Raw genomic sequence first — 17,475 nt, 5'->3', positions numbered from 1 at the left:
ATGCAAGACTCTAACGTAGTTAGCCGAATAGAATTATTAATAAGAAAAGATAGCAATACAGAAAAAGCTTTTGTCTTAAGTCATTGTGACTATAGTTTTAATAATGATTATTATACTGAAGAAAAAAAACCGATAGACGTCAATTTTTCAGGAACAACAAAAATGGTTAATGATCCTTTATTTATGGAATGGATTTCTAACCAACCTGGCGAATGGTCTGGTAGCGCTAAGGTTTATCATAGAGATCAAGAAACCGCTTCTGTAGCTATAGAGTTTGATAAGGCGACTGTTGTCAGTTTTAGTCAGTCTTTTTCTGAATATAATGCGCATAGCGATGCTTACTTTAGCATGGTTATGAAAGGTGTAACGTTTAATACTGTGAAATTAAACTAGTAAAAATTTCCTCTATAAATAAATACAAGAAAAGCCTTTAAGAAATTAACTTAAAGGCTTTTCTGCATTCTACGATGAGTCATTTATTATCTCATAAAAAAAGGAGAAAACCAATCTTAGCTTCTCCTTGTTTTCTGATCATAGCTTTAAAACTATAAATTATTTTCTAAATATTCACGGATTGTTAAATCTATAAAATAACCACTGTGGTGACCACCCCAACATGCTGTTAAAGAAAACACACCATCCTCTAATTTTAATTCTTTTTTAGCTTCAGCACCTTCATTTGGGATGCAGTATACTTCAATAGAAGTCACACTTTCTGCCATGGCCTCTTTACCCATATCGTCCTTACAAACCAATTTGATACCATCAGTAAGACGTTGTAAACATACACTTGGCACAAATTTTATAAAATCTAATTCAAAGGTGTCCCAATTAATATGTATTGGCAATTCTTTACCCACGATTTCATTAATTTCTTGTTGGTAATCAGCTAAATATTGATCTTCTATAGATTTTGCTGCTCTTTTTTCTTGTAATCCCATAATCGTTATTTTAATTTAATTAATACTTCAAAGGTATTGGAAGTAATAGGTTGAAAAACACCCTGAATAAGGGAATAAAAAAACTCACTGAATTCCGTGAGTGCTTTGCTAATAGATAGCTCTACATTTAAGTTTCAAACTTAAAAACAATGAAAATTACAATTATATCTATTATTTGTCTTCTAATATTAGTACTCATTTTAGCGGGATGCTCCAAATATATTGGAATTCCTAAAAAAAAAGCAGCACTTAATTTGGAAGCATATTTACAAAACAAATACAAAGGAAAATTGGCTTATAGTGACTTAAGTCTATTTTTTAATGCCGCAACTATGGATCCTAATATGTATGGGATGCTAATTTATGATAAGGACATTCCGGAAATAGAATTTTATACGCATCTTAATCTTAAAAATATATTAGAAAACGACACTTTACCCATGTATCCTATTGCAGACGGGATGACTGTGGATGATTTATATAAACGTGCCCTAACACGTTATGAAACCAGACAAGCGGTAATTGCCGATTTTAAAGAAGAAATCCCTGAAATAATGTTTTCTACAGAAATTATTGATTTAAATTTTAAACGAGATATAGAACCAAATGAGCTCGAAGCTATCGTAGCACGTTTTATAGATAGGTTAAGTCAATCTATAGAAGAGTTAGAATCGGCCTATCAATTTAGTTTACGAATTAGAACAACTAGTCATCCTGAAGGTTATATGATTATTCCGTTAGAAGTTGTAGACAGTAAATGGCATGCTAAACCAATGTTATTGTCCGAAAAAACAGTTGGTTTTGAAACTTTAAAAACAATGATTCTAAAAAACATACAGGCTAAATTAGAAACACCATATCCTTATTATAAAACAACTGAACATATTAAAATATATATGGATAAATCGACTTTGTCTAGAGGGGCTTGGGTACAGTATTTAGAAGATAAACGGATTGTAAATAATGGAAAAGGTAAATGGAGAAATCCACAAACAGGACTTTATGTTGTGTATTTTGATTTAGATACTAAATTTATTTATCGTGGCGAGTTATTAACCGATGAGAATGATACCATGTCTTACCGTGAAGAATTAAGACAAATCATGGATACCGTTGAGGCGGAGGGGGTTAGGACGAAATAAAGACACTCTATAACACGTTTTTAAGTGTAGGAGACTTCAGCTTAAGTTTAGTACAAAAGCAGATGTTTCTATTCATCAAAGAGGCCAGATTCTATAGCATATTTTACCGCACCTGTAGTAGTTTTAGAACCCGTTTTTAAGAGAATATTTTTACGATGGGTTTCTACAGTATTAACCGAAATAAATAATTTCTCTGAAATTTCCTTTGACGTCAATTCATCTCCCAAAAGATTTAAAACTTCTTTTTCACGTGGGGATAGTTCTATGTTTTTATATTTTTTACGCTCAAAAACACTTTCCATATAACGTTGTTTAATGATTTCAGAAAAATATTGTTCATTATCCAAAACAGTTCTTACTGCCGTTTGTAACTCCTCTTTGCTTGTAAATTTAGGAATAAAACCATCGGCTCCTTTTTGGATCACTTTATGTACCGTTCTATGGTTGTCTAGCATGCTCAACATAATAATTTTCACACTACTATGTTTTTTCTTAAGTTCCGTAAGTAGCTCAATACCGTCCATTTTTGGCATACTGATATCGCTAATAATTAAATCAATTTCAAATTGATTCAACAATCTAAGTACTTGCTTACCTTCGGTTGCTAAATGCACGTCACCTATTTCTTGCATATCGCTTAAAATGGTGTTTATACCTTCAAGAAACATTAGGTGATCGTCTGCTATTATTATATTTGCTTTCTTCAAAATGTATTAATTTATAGGAATGTCTATAGTTATAGAAGTGCCATGTCCTGAATTGCTATCAATATCTAAAGTACCTTTTACCTTTTGTAATCGTTCCTTAATATTTCGGAGTCCTATGCCTTGTTTTTTGCTTTTTTGAAACCCTTTTCCATTATCATTAACCACAATATTTAAATGATCTTTATGCTTGGTGAGTTGCACATCTACATGCGAGGCCTCTGCGTGTTTTAATATATTGTTAATTAGTTCTTGAACAATGCGATAAACATCTGCCAAAAGTTCGTCTGGTAACAAATCAATGTCTTCTCGCGGAAAGAAAAAAGTTTGTATTTTAATATTAGATTTTTTAATAATCTGATCAATAAAATCACTTAAGAAACTCGTAAAACCTATTTTCGAAAAGGATAGAGGATGTAATTGATGCGATAGGCTACGTAAATCCATACAGGCATTACTTATAGCCGTTGCAATACGTTTCGATTTCACGTCTTCTTCATGTTGTTCTGTATAGTGCTCAAAGGCAATTTTTATACTTGCTAAATCACTTCCAATCCCATCATGAATTTCGCGAGCTAAGCGCGATCGTTCTTCTTCTTGTCCTTCTTGGTAACGTTCTATAACAGATAATTTATGATCATTTATCATTTTGTTAATCTGCTGTTTGGCATTTTCTTCCTGTTGTAAACTCAATTCTTTTTGCACTCGTAAACGCTGAATGTAGAAAAGCCTTAATACTATTAAGGTAAATAATACTAATGTAAATCCGGCAATGAGCACATTTCTAATTAGTTTTTGTCGTTTTACAGTAAGTTCTACTTTTTGCAACTCGGCTTCATTTAATTTTTGCTCTTTTTCTAACAGTTGAATCTTGGCTTCTTTTAACTCTGTTTCATAGCGCTCTTGAATTTTTACCACATATTTCTCTTTATCTAAGGAATTCTGATCAGCTACACTTGCAACCCCCTTTTGATAAAATTCTAATGCTTTTTTGTAATTATTTTCTTTTTGATAGAGTTGCGCTAGGTTTTTATAAATGTCAGATTTATATTGAAATAAGGATTGTTTCTCTCCAATGGCTAAGGCACGTTGAAAATAATTTATAGCCGATTTAGTATTCCCTAATTTGCTTTCGCATAGGCCCAAATCGTTTAATACAATAGCAATGTCAGAGTGAAATTTGAGTTCTTCTAATAACACCAATGTTTTCTCTAAAGCAATTATGGCTTCTCTGCATTTACCTTCTACCACTAACATTTGTGATAGATTTATATTTATATAGGCAACAACAGCTTTGTTACCTTCTTTTATTCTGTACTCTAAAACAGTTTGGTAATGTTCTCGAGCCTGATCAAATTTACCTTCTTCTTTGAGGATATTCGCAAAGTTGAATAGGGTAGTGAGTACACCGTCATCATCACCAATAGATCGGTACAAATCTGCAGCACGATCTAAATTTTCTGCAGATTTTTTATAGTCCTTTTGAAGTAGATATAATGTGGCAATGTTTTGATAAGCGTTAGCTTCTTGTGTTTGGCTATTTGTTAATCGTGCATACCGTAAGCACTCCATAAAATTATCGATGGCTTTCGGATATTCACCTAAACTTTTATAGGCAGATGCCAATATATTATAACAAGCGGCTAAGCCTTTTTCAGTGTTTGAGTCTTTAAGTAGCGCAATGGCTTTATAGGTGTAATTTATAGTGCTTTTATAATCGCCCGTTATATTACCTAAATTGCCTAAGGCATAGAGCGCTCTAGCTTCTTGAAGATTTAAATTTAAACGTCTGCTTTCTTTAAGCCATTGCACCGCAGCTTCCTCTGCTATTTGTGGTTTTGTATGTAAATACTCAGCATAAACACTAGACAGAGAATCTAATCTAGTACTATCTAGGTTTTGAGCCCAGGATGACGGAGTTACCCCTAAAACAAGACTAATGGTGACAATAACATGTGTAGTAAATAACTTCATTAAATAATGTAAACTTAATACCTTTAGGTGAAATAAGTTGCTTTAATGGTAGATTTGACATTTTTTAACAATTCAAATTCCTCTTTCTTAAAATCGTCATCACGTTGAGAAAGTTCTTCTAATATATTATGAAGTAAAAAGTCATCCGATCCAAAATGGTTTTTTACATGCGTTAATTGATCATACAAGGCCTGAACTGAGGGTTGGTCTTTACTTAAAAACATAGCGCTGTATTTGGTAAATCCGTCTACATCTTCTAATTGTTGAGCGAGTAATTTATGACTTCTCAACATCATATTATATTCATCTTTCGGGAAATCAAAAAAGGTGTAATCCGGATAACTTTGTATGGAATGCTGAAGTGTTTCTAAGGCTTTTTTCGGCTCATTTTCTTCATTGTAAAAATTATAAAGCTTAAAAAATGTTTTGTAATCACTCGCTTCTGGGGCTTGTTCTTTTGCGGTTTTGTAAGCCGATAGCGCTTCTGCATTATTAAAACTATCTTCTGCACAACTCCCTACCATTTTTAGATAAAAGGCTTTGTTATTTGCCATATGTGCAGCTTGACTAAGATTGCCGATTGCAGCATCAAAATTCTTTAAAATCCAGTGGATTAAACCATTGTTTCTAAAGTCTACAAAAGTTGTTGGCATTTTAACCAAATCCGCTTCAGAGGCTGGTGCTAAATCTTCAGGTTTGGGTAAATAATCATAATAACAAACCCACTTAAAAACAGGATATAATTCTGGTGATAATTGGCCTTGTTCGTGATTATAAATGGCATATTTATGGCATTCTTTATAATCCTCCATTTCTAAAAGAGCTTCCACACATAAGTTCATAGTGCTGCAGTAATCTGAATCACCAATCTTGTAATAATTGATTTCAGATTGCATATCCTCAAAAAATGCGGTGTAGTTTTGGTTATTCATATGGACGATCATCCTTAAATTATACAACCAAGGCGCGTAAGAATGTGGTGGTAAAGGAAAATCTTCAAGGGCTTCATTTATAACAACTAACGCTTCATCAAAACGGGCTAATTTTACCAAAGCACGTGCTTTAAAAAATAAGGTTTTAAGCGTTGCAGGCTGTCTTCTATGAAATTGTACAACAATATCTAAAATCCCTTGCCAGCTTTCTATGCGTCCATTCACTTCTAGTAAATAAAATAGATACTCACTCATTCGAAGCCCGTTTCTAAAGGCTTCGTGATACGCAGCTCCGGTTTCGTTGTAATTTTGAACAAAGAAAAAAGACCGCGCTTTTAAAACGAGTAGATTTGGGTTTTTAGGATTTAGCGCTAAACCACGTTGTACACATTGGTTTAATACATTTATATTTTTGGTATGATAGTAAGCCGAATCCCCATAACGTAGGTAATAATGCTGAGCCATTTGCCAGCCAGAGTTTGCAAAATCTTGCATATAGATTTTAAACTCCTTAAAATTACTAAAGTCTTCTTCAGGAAACTGTGGTTCTCCTGGATCTTTTATAATTTGAGACACCGTATCGTTCCGCATAAAAGATTGGAAGTAATCTACCAACAGCATTCGGGTTCTATCGGTAATCTCTAAATGTTTCCATTCAGAATTCCACAAGGCTTTGTTATCTATAGATTTGTTTTCCCACATTGCCACGTGCATATTGGCTAGGGTTTGGCTAGGTAAATCTAAACGCTCATCAAGTTGTAAGCCTTTTAAAACGGATTTATTATGCGTTGCGAAAGCTAAATCTAACAATTCATAACAATCTGCCTCTTCATCAGAATCACAAATGTGTTCTAATTGCGCAGCTTGGATATCCCAAAGTAAAAAACGAGCTTCTGTTAAAGCAGGATAGCACTCTAAAAGGTACTTTAAAACCAAAATGGCGTCTTGATAGCGTCCTTCATTTTGCAATTTAAAAGCATAATGCAATTGTATGGTATCGTTATACGGATAACGTACTAAAGCATCCTCGTAGACACTTTGTTCACATTCTTCGTAAAAGCTACAGACGTATTCAAAATCTGATGCTTGTACTTGTCCGTAATCTATTAAACCTTGTAAATACGACTTTAAGACCGGCATATTCATTTCTTCATATACTCCAAGATACAACATATAAATGCGGTAATATCTAGCAAAATCTTCGGGTTCACTCAGTAAAGTTACATATTCTTGAATATCACCAATTACCGACTGTAATGTCTGGTACTGATTATTTTTATAATGCGCTTCTGCTTGTTCTATGTAGGTGATGATGTCGTTTGATGATATAATCATTTGTTCCAGTTTTTAAACCAATCGGCGTGTTCTATATGTAAGCGTTGATAATGGTCCCATAAGGTGGTCATATTAGGAAATGTACTAACGTCTTGTTCCGTAGCTCCTAAAACATATTCATCTCCTATACACACATTTCTATGAAATTCTCCCCAACTTGAAAATGTAGATTTTACGGTGGCATTGACTTCTTCTAAACGTAATATCATTTCTTCGGTAGTGATAAACCCTAACACTAGGCCTAGTCGCATTTGAAAAATATACATTGCTATTTCATACCCTATTAGTTTTTGGTTTTTTAAACTAAAACGGTGTTTCCACACCATTTTATAGGTGTTTTGGGTTTGAGGATTATTTAAAGCTTGGTATTTGGCTTCAAAAGTTTTTGTGGTGTCGGTTCTAAACTCAGCTGCTAGTTTTTCAAAAGCTTGAGAGACCATTAATCCACTTTCGTAGTGTTGTAAACTATTGCGTAAATGTAAACCTGATTTTATACCTAAAATGGTTAATAATCTTTCGGCTTGCTTCACGTGCATTTTATCTTCTAAATTAAAGCCAGACCAACTGCTTAAGTTGGCTTGTTTATGGTTTTTCTTTAAAATCAAGGCCGATAAATTTAACTGGTCTTGAATTTGGGGTGTGATATCTTGTGTCATTATTTTAAGCATTTAATTGGTCTACAACTTGCAACAATGCGGTTGTTAGTTGGTCTGAATAGGCTCCAGATTTTGAAATCGCTTTTAATCCCATAGCGTAAGAGGTGGCTAAATTGCTGTCTTTTATCAAGTGTACAAATATGTTTTTGCTAAGGTTACCGTAAGTTTCTAACGGGGTTCCTAATGCTAAATCGGCATCTAATAAAGTCATATATAACGTTTGACCGAATCGCATTTCTAAACCAGATTCATCATTACTTAACCAAGTTTTTAAATCTTCTATATGCGTATTGAAAAATTCTAAAAGTTGGGTTTCACAACCTGCAGTTTTATAAGTTTCTAAATTGGTGAGTAGCGCTTCAACGTAATACTGATTCATTTCAATAGCATTGATATCAATTTTTGAAGTAGGAACAGTATTTACGAATTCCTCTGTAGATTCTGATTCTTGAGCTTCTTTAGATTCTTGTTCTGTTGCAACTTCAGATTCAGCAGCTTCAGTTTCTAAAACAAACTGACTATAACTTTCAATTTGGTCATATAAATCATCATTACTACTGAAATGAGAATCATCGCTATTACTGTATTCGTATAAATGTGTGATGGTGTTCAGGTGAAGTTTTTCGTTTTTTAATTTACCTAAGAAATCAGTTAAAAAGACTTCTATATCCGCAGAAATAGTTTTAAAAATAGGATTAGTTGCTTCTTTACTTTTACAACGTTTATGAAAACTAAGAATACGGTTTACTAAGCGGTGTATAAAGAAACCGACATCTTCGTTTTGAAGGTTAAAGTATTGTGCCAAACGTACACCTTGTGTCGTTAAGACTTCTGGAACCCAAACCGCTTCTTTTGTTAAACTGTAATAATAATCGCCCAAATAATTAAACCAAGCTTGAATAATATTTAGGGTTAGCGGACGGTTTTCGTTGATATAATGCTTGCGCGCAAATTGGTTACAAACATCAGTCGCGTTGGCATCTAAATCTTTAAGCGCCCAAATTTCGTTAACACGTGTAAAGTTTCCTGCTTCTACACATAAAAACCCTAAGGCTTCTGCAATAAGCGGAATATTTTTTGCTCTAACAATAGCGTTGGCATCCCGAGACGAATGAGCTAAGGTTAATAAAAAGCGTTGTAATTTTTCTTGCTCCTCTGCAGGAAATAATTCTAATAATGCTTCACCAGCATCGCAAAGGGCTCTAATTAAAAACTGATTTAAAGGATTTTTTAGACCTTCCTTTTTTAAAGAGTCTAACCAAAGCATAACATCTGAATGCGATTGTGCTATGGTACGAATTACAAACGCTCCTGTAACCTGAAAATCTTCACCTTTCAATCGCATTGTGGGTAATAAACCGAAACTGTCATCTTCTAAAAACAATTTAGAAAAAAGAGTATTAAAGGTTTCCGAATGTTTTTTAAAATCTGTTTGCGGATGCGCTATTTGAAACCAAAACGGAATGCATTCTAAAGGTAAATTGTTGGCGATATTTTCGCTTAAAATTTTAATTCCGTAGTCTTTAAAGGCTTCCGAATTTAAATTGGCACCACTATCGGCAATTAACCAGTCTAAAAAATTAATATATCCTGTATCTTGTTGTTGCTTCGGAAGGCTTGTATCTCGCGTATTGAATAATAACACATCTCCAGAATTCCATTTTTTATTCGCTAAAGTTTGCATTAATGGGTAGTTGCCTTCGGCAGTTGTTAAGTGTAACAGTGCGTCACTTTGAGCATCTCCCCAAATTAAACGTTCTTTTAAAGCTTCAATTGCAGTCAAAGCAATGTTTGGGTTGGCTTCGTAAAAAGCGGCCAAATCGCTACTGAACCAAGGTGTCATAATATCGTAAGCCGTTTTCTCATACATAGGACCAACCGGTAATAATTGATGGAATTTATGAATAAACAGTTCCCAATTATCTTCAAAAAAGCAATTAACAAAGTTGGAATCTATAGTGAAAGAAAACGTATCTATAGTCTCGTCGTCTTGTTTTACGGCATAAGTTCCAGATAGCAAATCGTGTTTTAAGCAATTCTTAATGACATACTCAGAACTCAACACATCACGAATGTCAAAAATACGTTGAATTAAAAACTGAGTGATAGGAAGTGCCACTTCCGATGGACTTTCAACTAAAATCTTTATAACTTGAAAGAGTTGCTGTTCTGTTGTTTCAGAAAAGGCTTCCGACTGAAAATAAGCCAGATTAAAAGTCAAAAATTCGACTAATTTGTTTGTGCTTTTTTCATCTGGAAAATAGCCTTCTTTCAATAAAGGCAACCAAGCGGTTACAAAAGAAATACCTTCTGTGGTGACAGCATAACGTTTAGGATGAAAGTAAATTTGTTGCGCGACTTGGGTTGTAAAATCAGCAGTAATTCCACTGAAATCACTGTTATTTTGTATGTTTTTATAGACATCCGTATCTGTGGCTTCCAATACTTCTAAAACTTGATGTATGGCTTTTGTTTCTGAAGCTTCTAAAGTATCAAGCTTTAGATTTGGGATAATATGTGTTTTAAAAATGGCAGACATATGCTGAGTGGTATTCTAAATTTATAGGTTTATACGAATGTTATTGAGCGATATAAAACCATTCGTTGTCTTCAATTTCGCTTTCAGGTCCTCTTAAGCTTTCAAAAAAGGTAACGAGGTCGTCGGCTTCGATATAGCCTATTTCTTGGTCGGCACCAAAACGAATAATTTGTCCGGGGTTTCCTTTGGTATTCGGCGCAAAATCAAAGGCTATAAAATTCCCGTTTTCTAAATCGAAAAACGGTATCCAATACGGTGTGGTGTACATTAATAAGGCTTTCCCTTGGTTGGTAGAGTAGGTATCTAATAACTCTTCTTGCGTCCAATCATCATAAATATCTTTCCACTGTTTCCATTCGTTATAAATCGCTTCTGCTCCCATAATAGCACAACGGTCTATACCGTTATGAAGGCTCAAATAATCTTTAATAAGTTGAGGAAACGGATAGCCTGCTTCTTTTTCAAATGTTTCATAAATAACTTCGTTATTTGTTGGCGGATGAAGACTTAATCTTTTTTCTGAAATTAAACCGATTAAAGATGTGACCAAGGCTTTCATTTCTATTTCCGCATCCAGTTGGATATACGGCGTTATAAAATCTGATTTTTCTTTTACTAATTGTTCCGCTATAAATGCATTCGGAATAAAGTAATTTATAAAAGCACCTGTATGTTCTAAAAACGTAATATCTTTTAAGTTTGAAGTGGGTTGCGAATTATAGCCATTATCACTAAAATTATAGACTGTAGCGCTTTTGTGCTGTTCATCATGAATAACGGTAAACCAAGCTTCAAATGCTGTAGTATTTTCTATTTCAACAGTAAAAACAGTTTTATCTTCTAAATACGCAACTGCATAGAAATTATGAATGGTTTCATGATCTGGTGTAATAAAAATGAGGCTTAATAATTTCTTTCCAGACGCTTTTTCTACAGCTTCTAAAAGTGTATCTCTAAACGTAAAACTGTTACTATAATGATACGGGTCTTCAAGGACAGGAAAGGTATCTATTTGAATGGTTTCAAAATTAAAATCTGTCCATTGTAAATCTTTAAAATTATCTGAATATGCTGTATAATTGTTCATTTTACGCGTGTAAATTTAGAATGCTAAGGTACTTTGGAACATCGTAGTTTTTATCACTGAAACTAGTGATTTTGTAAAAAGCGCGAATGACTTAATCGTTAATCTTGATTTTCAACCTGCTTTCTAATAAGGGAAATTGCTTAGGTTCAATCTGACTAACAAGGCATCTGATTTTCTTTTCTTTTCCGTTTGAATTCTCATACGTGATCACGATGACTTTTTTTTCAACTGTAAAAGATTTAAGCGCACTATAAGGCACATTTTGTTTACTTACAACATTCGGTTGAAACACAAAATGAGTCTCAAAAAGGTTAAAAACTTTAAGCTTTTTATTAAAGATATAAAGACCGAGAAATACGATGGCACATCCGAAAGGAATCACTGCAACTATTGATGTTTCTTGCAGGGATAGTAAGCTTAACCCTACCATAAATAATGCAAAAACCAAAGGTTTGTTTTTAGCTTTGGAACTTAATTTAATTCCAGAGTCGTGGTCTATCTTACTCATAATAAACTTTAGTGATTTTTTTCTTCTATTATCATTTAAGATTGAGTTGAGTCTCTTAAAACCTTATTCTGAAAGCTTCTGAATACATTCTCGTTTTGGTCCATAACTTCCATACACCGTGTTGAATGTTCTATCTAATTTTTTAAGTAAATTACTATAATAAAAAATAGGTAATTGGTCCAAACAGGTTATTACAAGATGTTTGTTGCTTTGTAAATCTTGATGATGAATGGCGTCACAACTTAAAGCATAATTTAGCAATTCAGCATCTAAAGCTTGCGTTCTAAACACGCCTTGAAACTCGTTAGTCACATTCGCTTCATTTTCATTATACTGAAGAGCTACAGGTTCGGTTTTTGCCATCGGGCCGTTGCCGTGTCGGGTTTGATAACAACGGGTGACATAAAAAACATCAATATCTGAAATCGTTTTTAAATGTGTTTTTATTAACTGAATCGCATTTTTAGACGTGGTATAACTCCAGGTGGTATGCGGATGAATACCGTGTTGGGTATCGAGTAAAATCCCCTGACTGCCTTCAAAAATAAAATGCTCGAAATTAGCTGCTAAATCAGTTAAAGAGGCAACGCTGTAAAATTTCCGAATGGCCGAACAGCTGGCTATAAAATAGTCTTCGTTATAGTCTTTTAGTTCGTTTTTATAATAATCTTGTATTTCTGTTGGCTGACTTTTTAAACAAGTTTCGTAGTAGTTTTTAATACTTTTTAGACGTTGTTTTACCACCCATTCAAACTGTAAATCGTTGGCGTAAAAGAAAATTTCAGCTTTATTTCGGGCAATGGTCGTTCCGAAACCCAAACCGCAAGAGCCGTGATGCTGTTGCTTTTCTAAAGCCCGATTATAAGCAATGTCGTAAATGGTAGTTATCATCGCTAAAGGATGACAATATAATTTAGGCTTATATTTTTTTAAAAACTCACCCTCACTTAAAATGGCCGGCGGAAATAAAGTCGTGTGCTCGGAATAATAAGTAGGCACGCCCAAAAACGTTCCTGAACCAAAATTACTAAAGGTATGGGTTAGTGCTTCCGTACTAACCGTATGCCCTATTTGATGGCCTCCAGAAAACCGTACTACCAAACTTTGCTCAGGATGTTGCGATGCCAGAAAATCGGTGGTTAACCCTTTTCCGGCATCACCAAACCCTAAATCTATAACTAAACTACATTTTGTCATTTAAAGCATATTTTCTACATCTATAGAAGTACTTCCTGTAGATGTATTGCTTGAAGTGCTAGGTTTATGGTTTTGAATGACCACCTCTGCAATACGTTTAGCAACTGTTTTATAATCTGCAATTTCAAGGAAATTATCTCCTAATAGGGACTTCCAATTTCCTTTACGACTTTCTTGTTTAGACCATTCGTTATGCTCTAAATGCATATGAAATACGTTGTATTTTTCTTGCGCTTCTTCAATAATAGCTTCCGTAGTAATAGTTGCAGCTTCAGCTGCACTGGTATAACGTTTTATAATTTCTGCAGGAATGGTAGGAAACACAGGTTCATCACCAATAGTGAATAAAAAGCCTTTTTGTTGTCTTTTTTCCCAACAATCAATTGCTGTATGTCTCGCAGCAAATAAATGTGCCAAGTTATACCCTTCTTGATTGTTTCCGCCACCACCTCCTTCAAGGTAAACGCGAGTTAACCAACGGTCTAATAATTCAGCAGACGATTCAAATTGCCCTACCTGTAAAGGTGCTCTGTCATATATAAAATCACCAATACCTAAAAATAATACTTGCGGATCTTCTATTCCAGCTTCCATTAAGGAGCTAATTAAATCCGGTAACGCTTCTTTAACAATATGTTCAGGAACAAAACCCATACTACCGGTTACGTCCAAAGCGACAATTAAAGATACGGTTTCTGGATGTTCTTCAGAATCTCTAGATTCTCTAATAATCACCTCAGACGGATCCATTTCTGGATCTATTTCTCTAGATGTAAATATTTCTTCTCTAGACTTATTGCTGTAGCCTTTAGATCGACGTAATTTTGCATACGCATCGTGACTAAATCTTCCTCCTCCCATAATTACAGTTCGTTTATTGTACCACCAAATAAGTGTGTGTAACGCTTTTTGGCTAATTCTAATTTAATTTCTAAGTTTCTAATCTTTACAGACATATCTAAATCTTTAGCCACATACTCTTTGGCGTCAAAATCAGATGCCAATACCAAACTATTCGCGTCAGTAGGACTCATATCTAACATATTGTCTTGTTCGCGTTTTAAGCGTTTTAACGCCAAGGCTAAATCTTCCGTTTCACGTTTGTACATCAATTGTGCATCTTCTGCAATAGCGTGAGCGCGGTCGTCTCTTATTTTATCGTTGTTGCGTTTTAAAGATTCTAAAAACGCAGCAGTTTTGGTATTATCTTCCATAAAAAAGGTTTTTTACAAAGTTAATGGGCGAGGGCTTGGTTTTTATCCCTGATAACAGTGATATTAATTTGTTACCAATGCTCACAAAGAAAAAATCACGGAATACAGGCATTACTTATTTATGTAAGCGACTTACTTTTGAAACTCTAAAACCAAGTTTATGATTGTATTACATTTATCGTCTAAAGGATTTCAAATTAATTCAGAAACCATCGAATTTCCAGCATCTTTAACACAGTTAAAAGCATGTCTGAATGACAATCACAGAATTATAGAAGGAAAAAATACGACAGTTTTTACTTGGGACGATTTAGGAATATTAGCCTATTCTAAAAACGGAGAGGTGGCAGAGTCAATAACGGTCGCTTTAGAATTGGAAGCTTATGAATTTAGTCCGAAGCAGACTTTTGACGGTATATTTTATTTTAACAATCAGGATATTGTAGGTTATTATATGTCGCATAAACAACAGCACGTTAAATTATTTAAAGGAGATCGTAGTGGTGCTTTAGTGATAAGTGAAATTAGCGCTTGGTTTTCTGTAAGTAGTGAAAATATTAACGCTATTGAAATTAGTGAATACACGCCTTATGTACGTGGATCAGGGGTTCCTAAAGATAAATACAGTATCCAACCTTTAGAAGAAGAAGTACTTACGTTTGTAGATTTCGGATTTAAATTATCGGTGATTGAAGAGTTGATGTATACGAAAGGCCTAATGGATCCCATATTTGATTTGTATGAATTTGCAGATTGGTATCAAGGTCGTGAGATTGATATTGATGATGAAGGTTATGAAACTATTGCTGAAGTCACCCAATATTTTAAAGACCTACCCATACCAAAACGCTTGGCTTCCGAAATCACCGATTTTTACCAAGATGGCGGAAACGATATTTATATGAATTTATCGCCATTTTCGGGTGGTGCTGTCGACTATTGGGATATTGAAACAGCTCTTGATGCCAAGCAATTTCCGAATTTAAAAAAAGTAACCCTGTGTTATGCCACGGAGGCTGCATATAATGAATTTGAAGAAATGGGCATTGAAACGGAATGGTTATAAACAATTAAAAGAAAATGGAGCACGCTATTTCAGTATGTTGTTTTTTTTTTTATTTAAAGGATGTATAACATAAATGGATATACTATTTGTGATTTTCACTAGTTTCAGGGATAAAACCATGAAAGCTAGACTCTAATTTTGTAGTGTAAAAATAAAACAACGATATCATGGGATTAACTATTTCAACAGGCATTTTAACAGATTTTAAAGACAACGAGCCAGAAGGTTACGAAGCTTATAAAGTGATTTTTGATAATATAAATATAATATTGAAAGCAAATAATGTAGAACCTTACCAAGAACCAGATGCAATGGAAACAGAGCCTTTGCAATTTGGTGGTTTTCCTTATCGTTTTCTGCATCATTTAAGACGTTTTTTAGCACACGCTTGGGAGAATGAAGATAATGAAAATTGGGTGCCAACACCTTTTTCTCCTGAAGAAGAGCCAGAAGGTGATGCTATTTTAGAAGATCATTACTCTTATATGTCTAGTCATCTATTAACACATTCAGATGCCGAAGGCTTTTATATTCCTGTAGAATTACCAGAAGTGCTTTTTGATACCGATGAGAACCCTGTTCCTGGTGCTATGATTGGCTCGTCTTTTAGTCTTTTAAAAGAGTTAAAAGGTTTGACACCGCATTTAGGTATCGGATTAGACGAAAATAACAGCATTACTAATGTCGATGAATTGAACACAATTATTAAAAATGAAAGTGATTTTTGGATAGAAATATTAGTTTGTGTTACGCTTATAGATGCTGCAAAATTTAGTATTAATAACCATACCGCTATTCTTTTCAACTAAAATAGAGTCCTTTTTTAAGTTTCAAATTCTTTCCAATACAAACCTTTAAATAACACTTATGAAATTAACAGATAAGAATATAGAAAGCATTAAACAAGAATGGAATGCATTGGGAAGTACCTATGCTACTGATGTTAATACTATGGTGAAATTTGGGGATACTTACGGTTGGGAAAACTGGAAAGGGGAGGAGCCAAAAGATGAGAGAAATCATTTGTCCGATGCTGTATATCAACTTTTAAAAGCAGCCAATACAAACCAAACTGTTGACCAATTTAGAAATGATTTTCCGCCTGCACACACGCCATTCATCAAGTTTATGCAAGATCACGGGCAAAGTATTGAACAATTACACTTTATTGATGCACAGAAAATAGTATTTGTTGTGGGTACTGCTTATCAAAAACGACAAGCCTATGTACTATCAGAGGATATAACGCTTCAGTTAGATGAATCTATTACAGCTATAGGTAAATCTAAACAGCATAATGTTTTCGCTATAGCGTCAAAAAATACTATTGTAACGACACAAGGTTGGGAGGGAGATATTATTGCAACTTTTAATTTGGATAAGACAAAGAATCTAGGGATTACAGAGATGATTCCTTTTAACGATGGTTTAAAAGTTCTATTAGTGTCCTCGGATGGTATTTTTATTATCTCTAACGATGCTGAAAATATGATTCACCCTTTGCCAGATCTAGAAGATGACGAATGGGAATCTTACATGGATATGGAAAATGCCACCCTGTCTAACGATAATAAGTATATCGTTGTTGGCGATCAGTGTTGCGATCATAGAATTTTAGATAGTAACGGTAATGAGATTGGTGAAGTTGGTCCACAATCTTCTTATCCAGATTTCTGTTTGTTTTCTAAAGACGATACACAGTTAATTACCAATTCGTGTCATTTTTATAATGGAGTAACCATTGGGGTGGATACTTCAAATGCAAAAGATATTAATATAATGGCTTATGAAGAAAGTGACGATTATACAACCATAGATGATGGCATGCGTGTGTATAGTGGTGTAGCAACTTCAAAATATTATATTTTAGGAGATGCATTTGGGTATATAAAAGCGATTGACAAGCAAGGCGATTGCATTTGGAAGTACTTTTTAGGATCTACAATTACAGGTATGACTATCTCTGAAGACGAAAATACTTTGTGGGTGGGTTCTGCTTCAGGCATGCTTCATAAACTACAATTAGATAAAGGTTTTAGAGATAGCCATACTATAGGAACCGGTGATCATTATGAAGATTTTCGCCTGATTTTCTGGAAAGATGAACCTATAATGAAATGGTAAAACAGCAATTCTTAAACTCTTTAATTTATTTAAAGTAGAGTTGAAATGATCTAATT

16 protein-coding genes are annotated in these 17,475 nt (G+C 34.1%); 5 read left to right on the top strand and 11 right to left on the bottom strand.

What is annotated here, in order from left to right; translation table 11 throughout:
• Window positions 1-393: a type VI secretion system tube protein TssD gene (gene tssD, locus HM986_RS12670; protein ID WP_179335465.1), complete on the top strand. Its 393-nt coding sequence runs from the start codon at window positions 1-3 to the stop codon at window positions 391-393.
• Window positions 394-545: 152 nt separating this feature from the next.
• Here tssD and HM986_RS12665 read toward each other — a convergent pair whose 3' ends face one another.
• Window positions 546-941: a hypothetical protein gene (locus HM986_RS12665; RefSeq protein ID WP_020894857.1), complete on the bottom strand. Its 396-nt coding sequence runs from the start codon at window positions 939-941 to the stop codon at window positions 546-548.
• A gap of 149 nt (window positions 942-1,090) precedes the next feature.
• On the opposite strand from HM986_RS12665, the gene HM986_RS12660 reads away from it, so the two are divergent.
• Window positions 1,091-2,083 (top strand): hypothetical protein, encoded by a 993-nt coding sequence (locus tag HM986_RS12660; RefSeq protein WP_179335464.1) that lies wholly within the window; start codon window positions 1,091-1,093, stop codon window positions 2,081-2,083.
• A gap of 68 nt (window positions 2,084-2,151) precedes the next feature.
• Here HM986_RS12660 and HM986_RS12655 read toward each other — a convergent pair whose 3' ends face one another.
• The 10 genes from HM986_RS12655 to HM986_RS12610 all read right to left on the bottom strand — a co-directional run bounded on the left by HM986_RS12655 (window position 2,152) and on the right by HM986_RS12610 (window position 14,229).
• Window positions 2,152-2,790, bottom strand: a complete 639-nt coding sequence (locus HM986_RS12655) for a response regulator transcription factor (RefSeq protein ID WP_179335463.1) — start codon at window positions 2,788-2,790, stop codon at window positions 2,152-2,154.
• Window positions 2,791-2,796: 6 nt separating this feature from the next.
• Window positions 2,797-4,761, bottom strand: coding sequence for a tetratricopeptide repeat-containing sensor histidine kinase (locus HM986_RS12650; RefSeq protein ID WP_179335462.1), 1,965 nt, complete (start codon window positions 4,759-4,761; stop codon window positions 2,797-2,799).
• A 23-nt stretch (window positions 4,762-4,784) separates the two neighbouring features.
• Complete coding sequence (locus tag HM986_RS12645) at window positions 4,785-7,028, bottom strand: tetratricopeptide repeat protein (protein ID WP_179335461.1); 2,244 nt, start codon at window positions 7,026-7,028, stop codon at window positions 4,785-4,787.
• A complete protein-coding gene (locus tag HM986_RS12640; RefSeq protein ID WP_179335460.1) occupies window positions 7,025-7,684 on the bottom strand; it encodes a DUF1266 domain-containing protein in 660 nt (219 codons plus the stop codon). The genes HM986_RS12645 and HM986_RS12640 overlap by 4 nt, the downstream gene beginning before the upstream one ends.
• Before the next feature lie 4 nt (window positions 7,685-7,688).
• The gene (locus tag HM986_RS12635) at window positions 7,689-10,223 is read right to left on the bottom strand and encodes a hypothetical protein (RefSeq protein WP_179335459.1); all 2,535 of its coding nucleotides are present in this window, start codon (window positions 10,221-10,223) and stop codon (window positions 7,689-7,691) included.
• Window positions 10,224-10,263: 40 nt separating this feature from the next.
• Complete coding sequence (locus HM986_RS12630) at window positions 10,264-11,310, bottom strand: SMI1/KNR4 family protein (protein WP_179335458.1); 1,047 nt, start codon at window positions 11,308-11,310, stop codon at window positions 10,264-10,266.
• Window positions 11,311-11,401: 91 nt separating this feature from the next.
• The gene (locus HM986_RS12625) at window positions 11,402-11,818 is read right to left on the bottom strand and encodes a hypothetical protein (RefSeq protein WP_179335456.1); all 417 of its coding nucleotides are present in this window, start codon (window positions 11,816-11,818) and stop codon (window positions 11,402-11,404) included.
• A 63-nt stretch (window positions 11,819-11,881) separates the two neighbouring features.
• The gene (locus HM986_RS12620) at window positions 11,882-13,015 is read right to left on the bottom strand and encodes an adenylosuccinate synthetase (RefSeq protein ID WP_179335454.1); all 1,134 of its coding nucleotides are present in this window, start codon (window positions 13,013-13,015) and stop codon (window positions 11,882-11,884) included.
• The gene (locus HM986_RS12615; RefSeq protein ID WP_179335452.1) at window positions 13,016-13,876 is read right to left on the bottom strand and encodes a hypothetical protein; all 861 of its coding nucleotides are present in this window, start codon (window positions 13,874-13,876) and stop codon (window positions 13,016-13,018) included.
• Between the two features lie 2 nt (window positions 13,877-13,878).
• A complete protein-coding gene (locus tag HM986_RS12610) occupies window positions 13,879-14,229 on the bottom strand; it encodes a hypothetical protein (protein WP_115811767.1) in 351 nt (116 codons plus the stop codon).
• Window positions 14,230-14,389: 160 nt separating this feature from the next.
• On the opposite strand from HM986_RS12610, the gene HM986_RS12605 reads away from it, so the two are divergent.
• The 3 genes from HM986_RS12605 (at window position 14,390) to HM986_RS12595 (ending at window position 17,419) form a co-directional block, all read left to right on the top strand.
• Complete coding sequence (locus HM986_RS12605) at window positions 14,390-15,295, top strand: DUF6892 domain-containing protein (protein ID WP_179335450.1); 906 nt, start codon at window positions 14,390-14,392, stop codon at window positions 15,293-15,295.
• A 167-nt stretch (window positions 15,296-15,462) separates the two neighbouring features.
• Window positions 15,463-16,104, top strand: coding sequence for a hypothetical protein (locus HM986_RS12600; protein WP_179335448.1), 642 nt, complete (start codon window positions 15,463-15,465; stop codon window positions 16,102-16,104).
• Between the two features lie 58 nt (window positions 16,105-16,162).
• On the top strand, window positions 16,163-17,419 hold the full coding sequence (locus tag HM986_RS12595) for a hypothetical protein (protein ID WP_179335447.1): 1,257 nt from the start codon (window positions 16,163-16,165) through the stop codon (window positions 17,417-17,419).
• Window positions 17,420-17,475: the final 56 nt, after the last annotated feature.

Origin of the sequence: Winogradskyella costae (assembly GCF_013403865.1) — a bacterium.
GTDB classification, from domain to species: domain Bacteria; phylum Bacteroidota; class Bacteroidia; order Flavobacteriales; family Flavobacteriaceae; genus Winogradskyella; species Winogradskyella costae.
The sequence above is the reverse complement of the archived record's forward strand: the minus strand, read 5'-3'. Positions and strand labels throughout refer to the sequence as shown.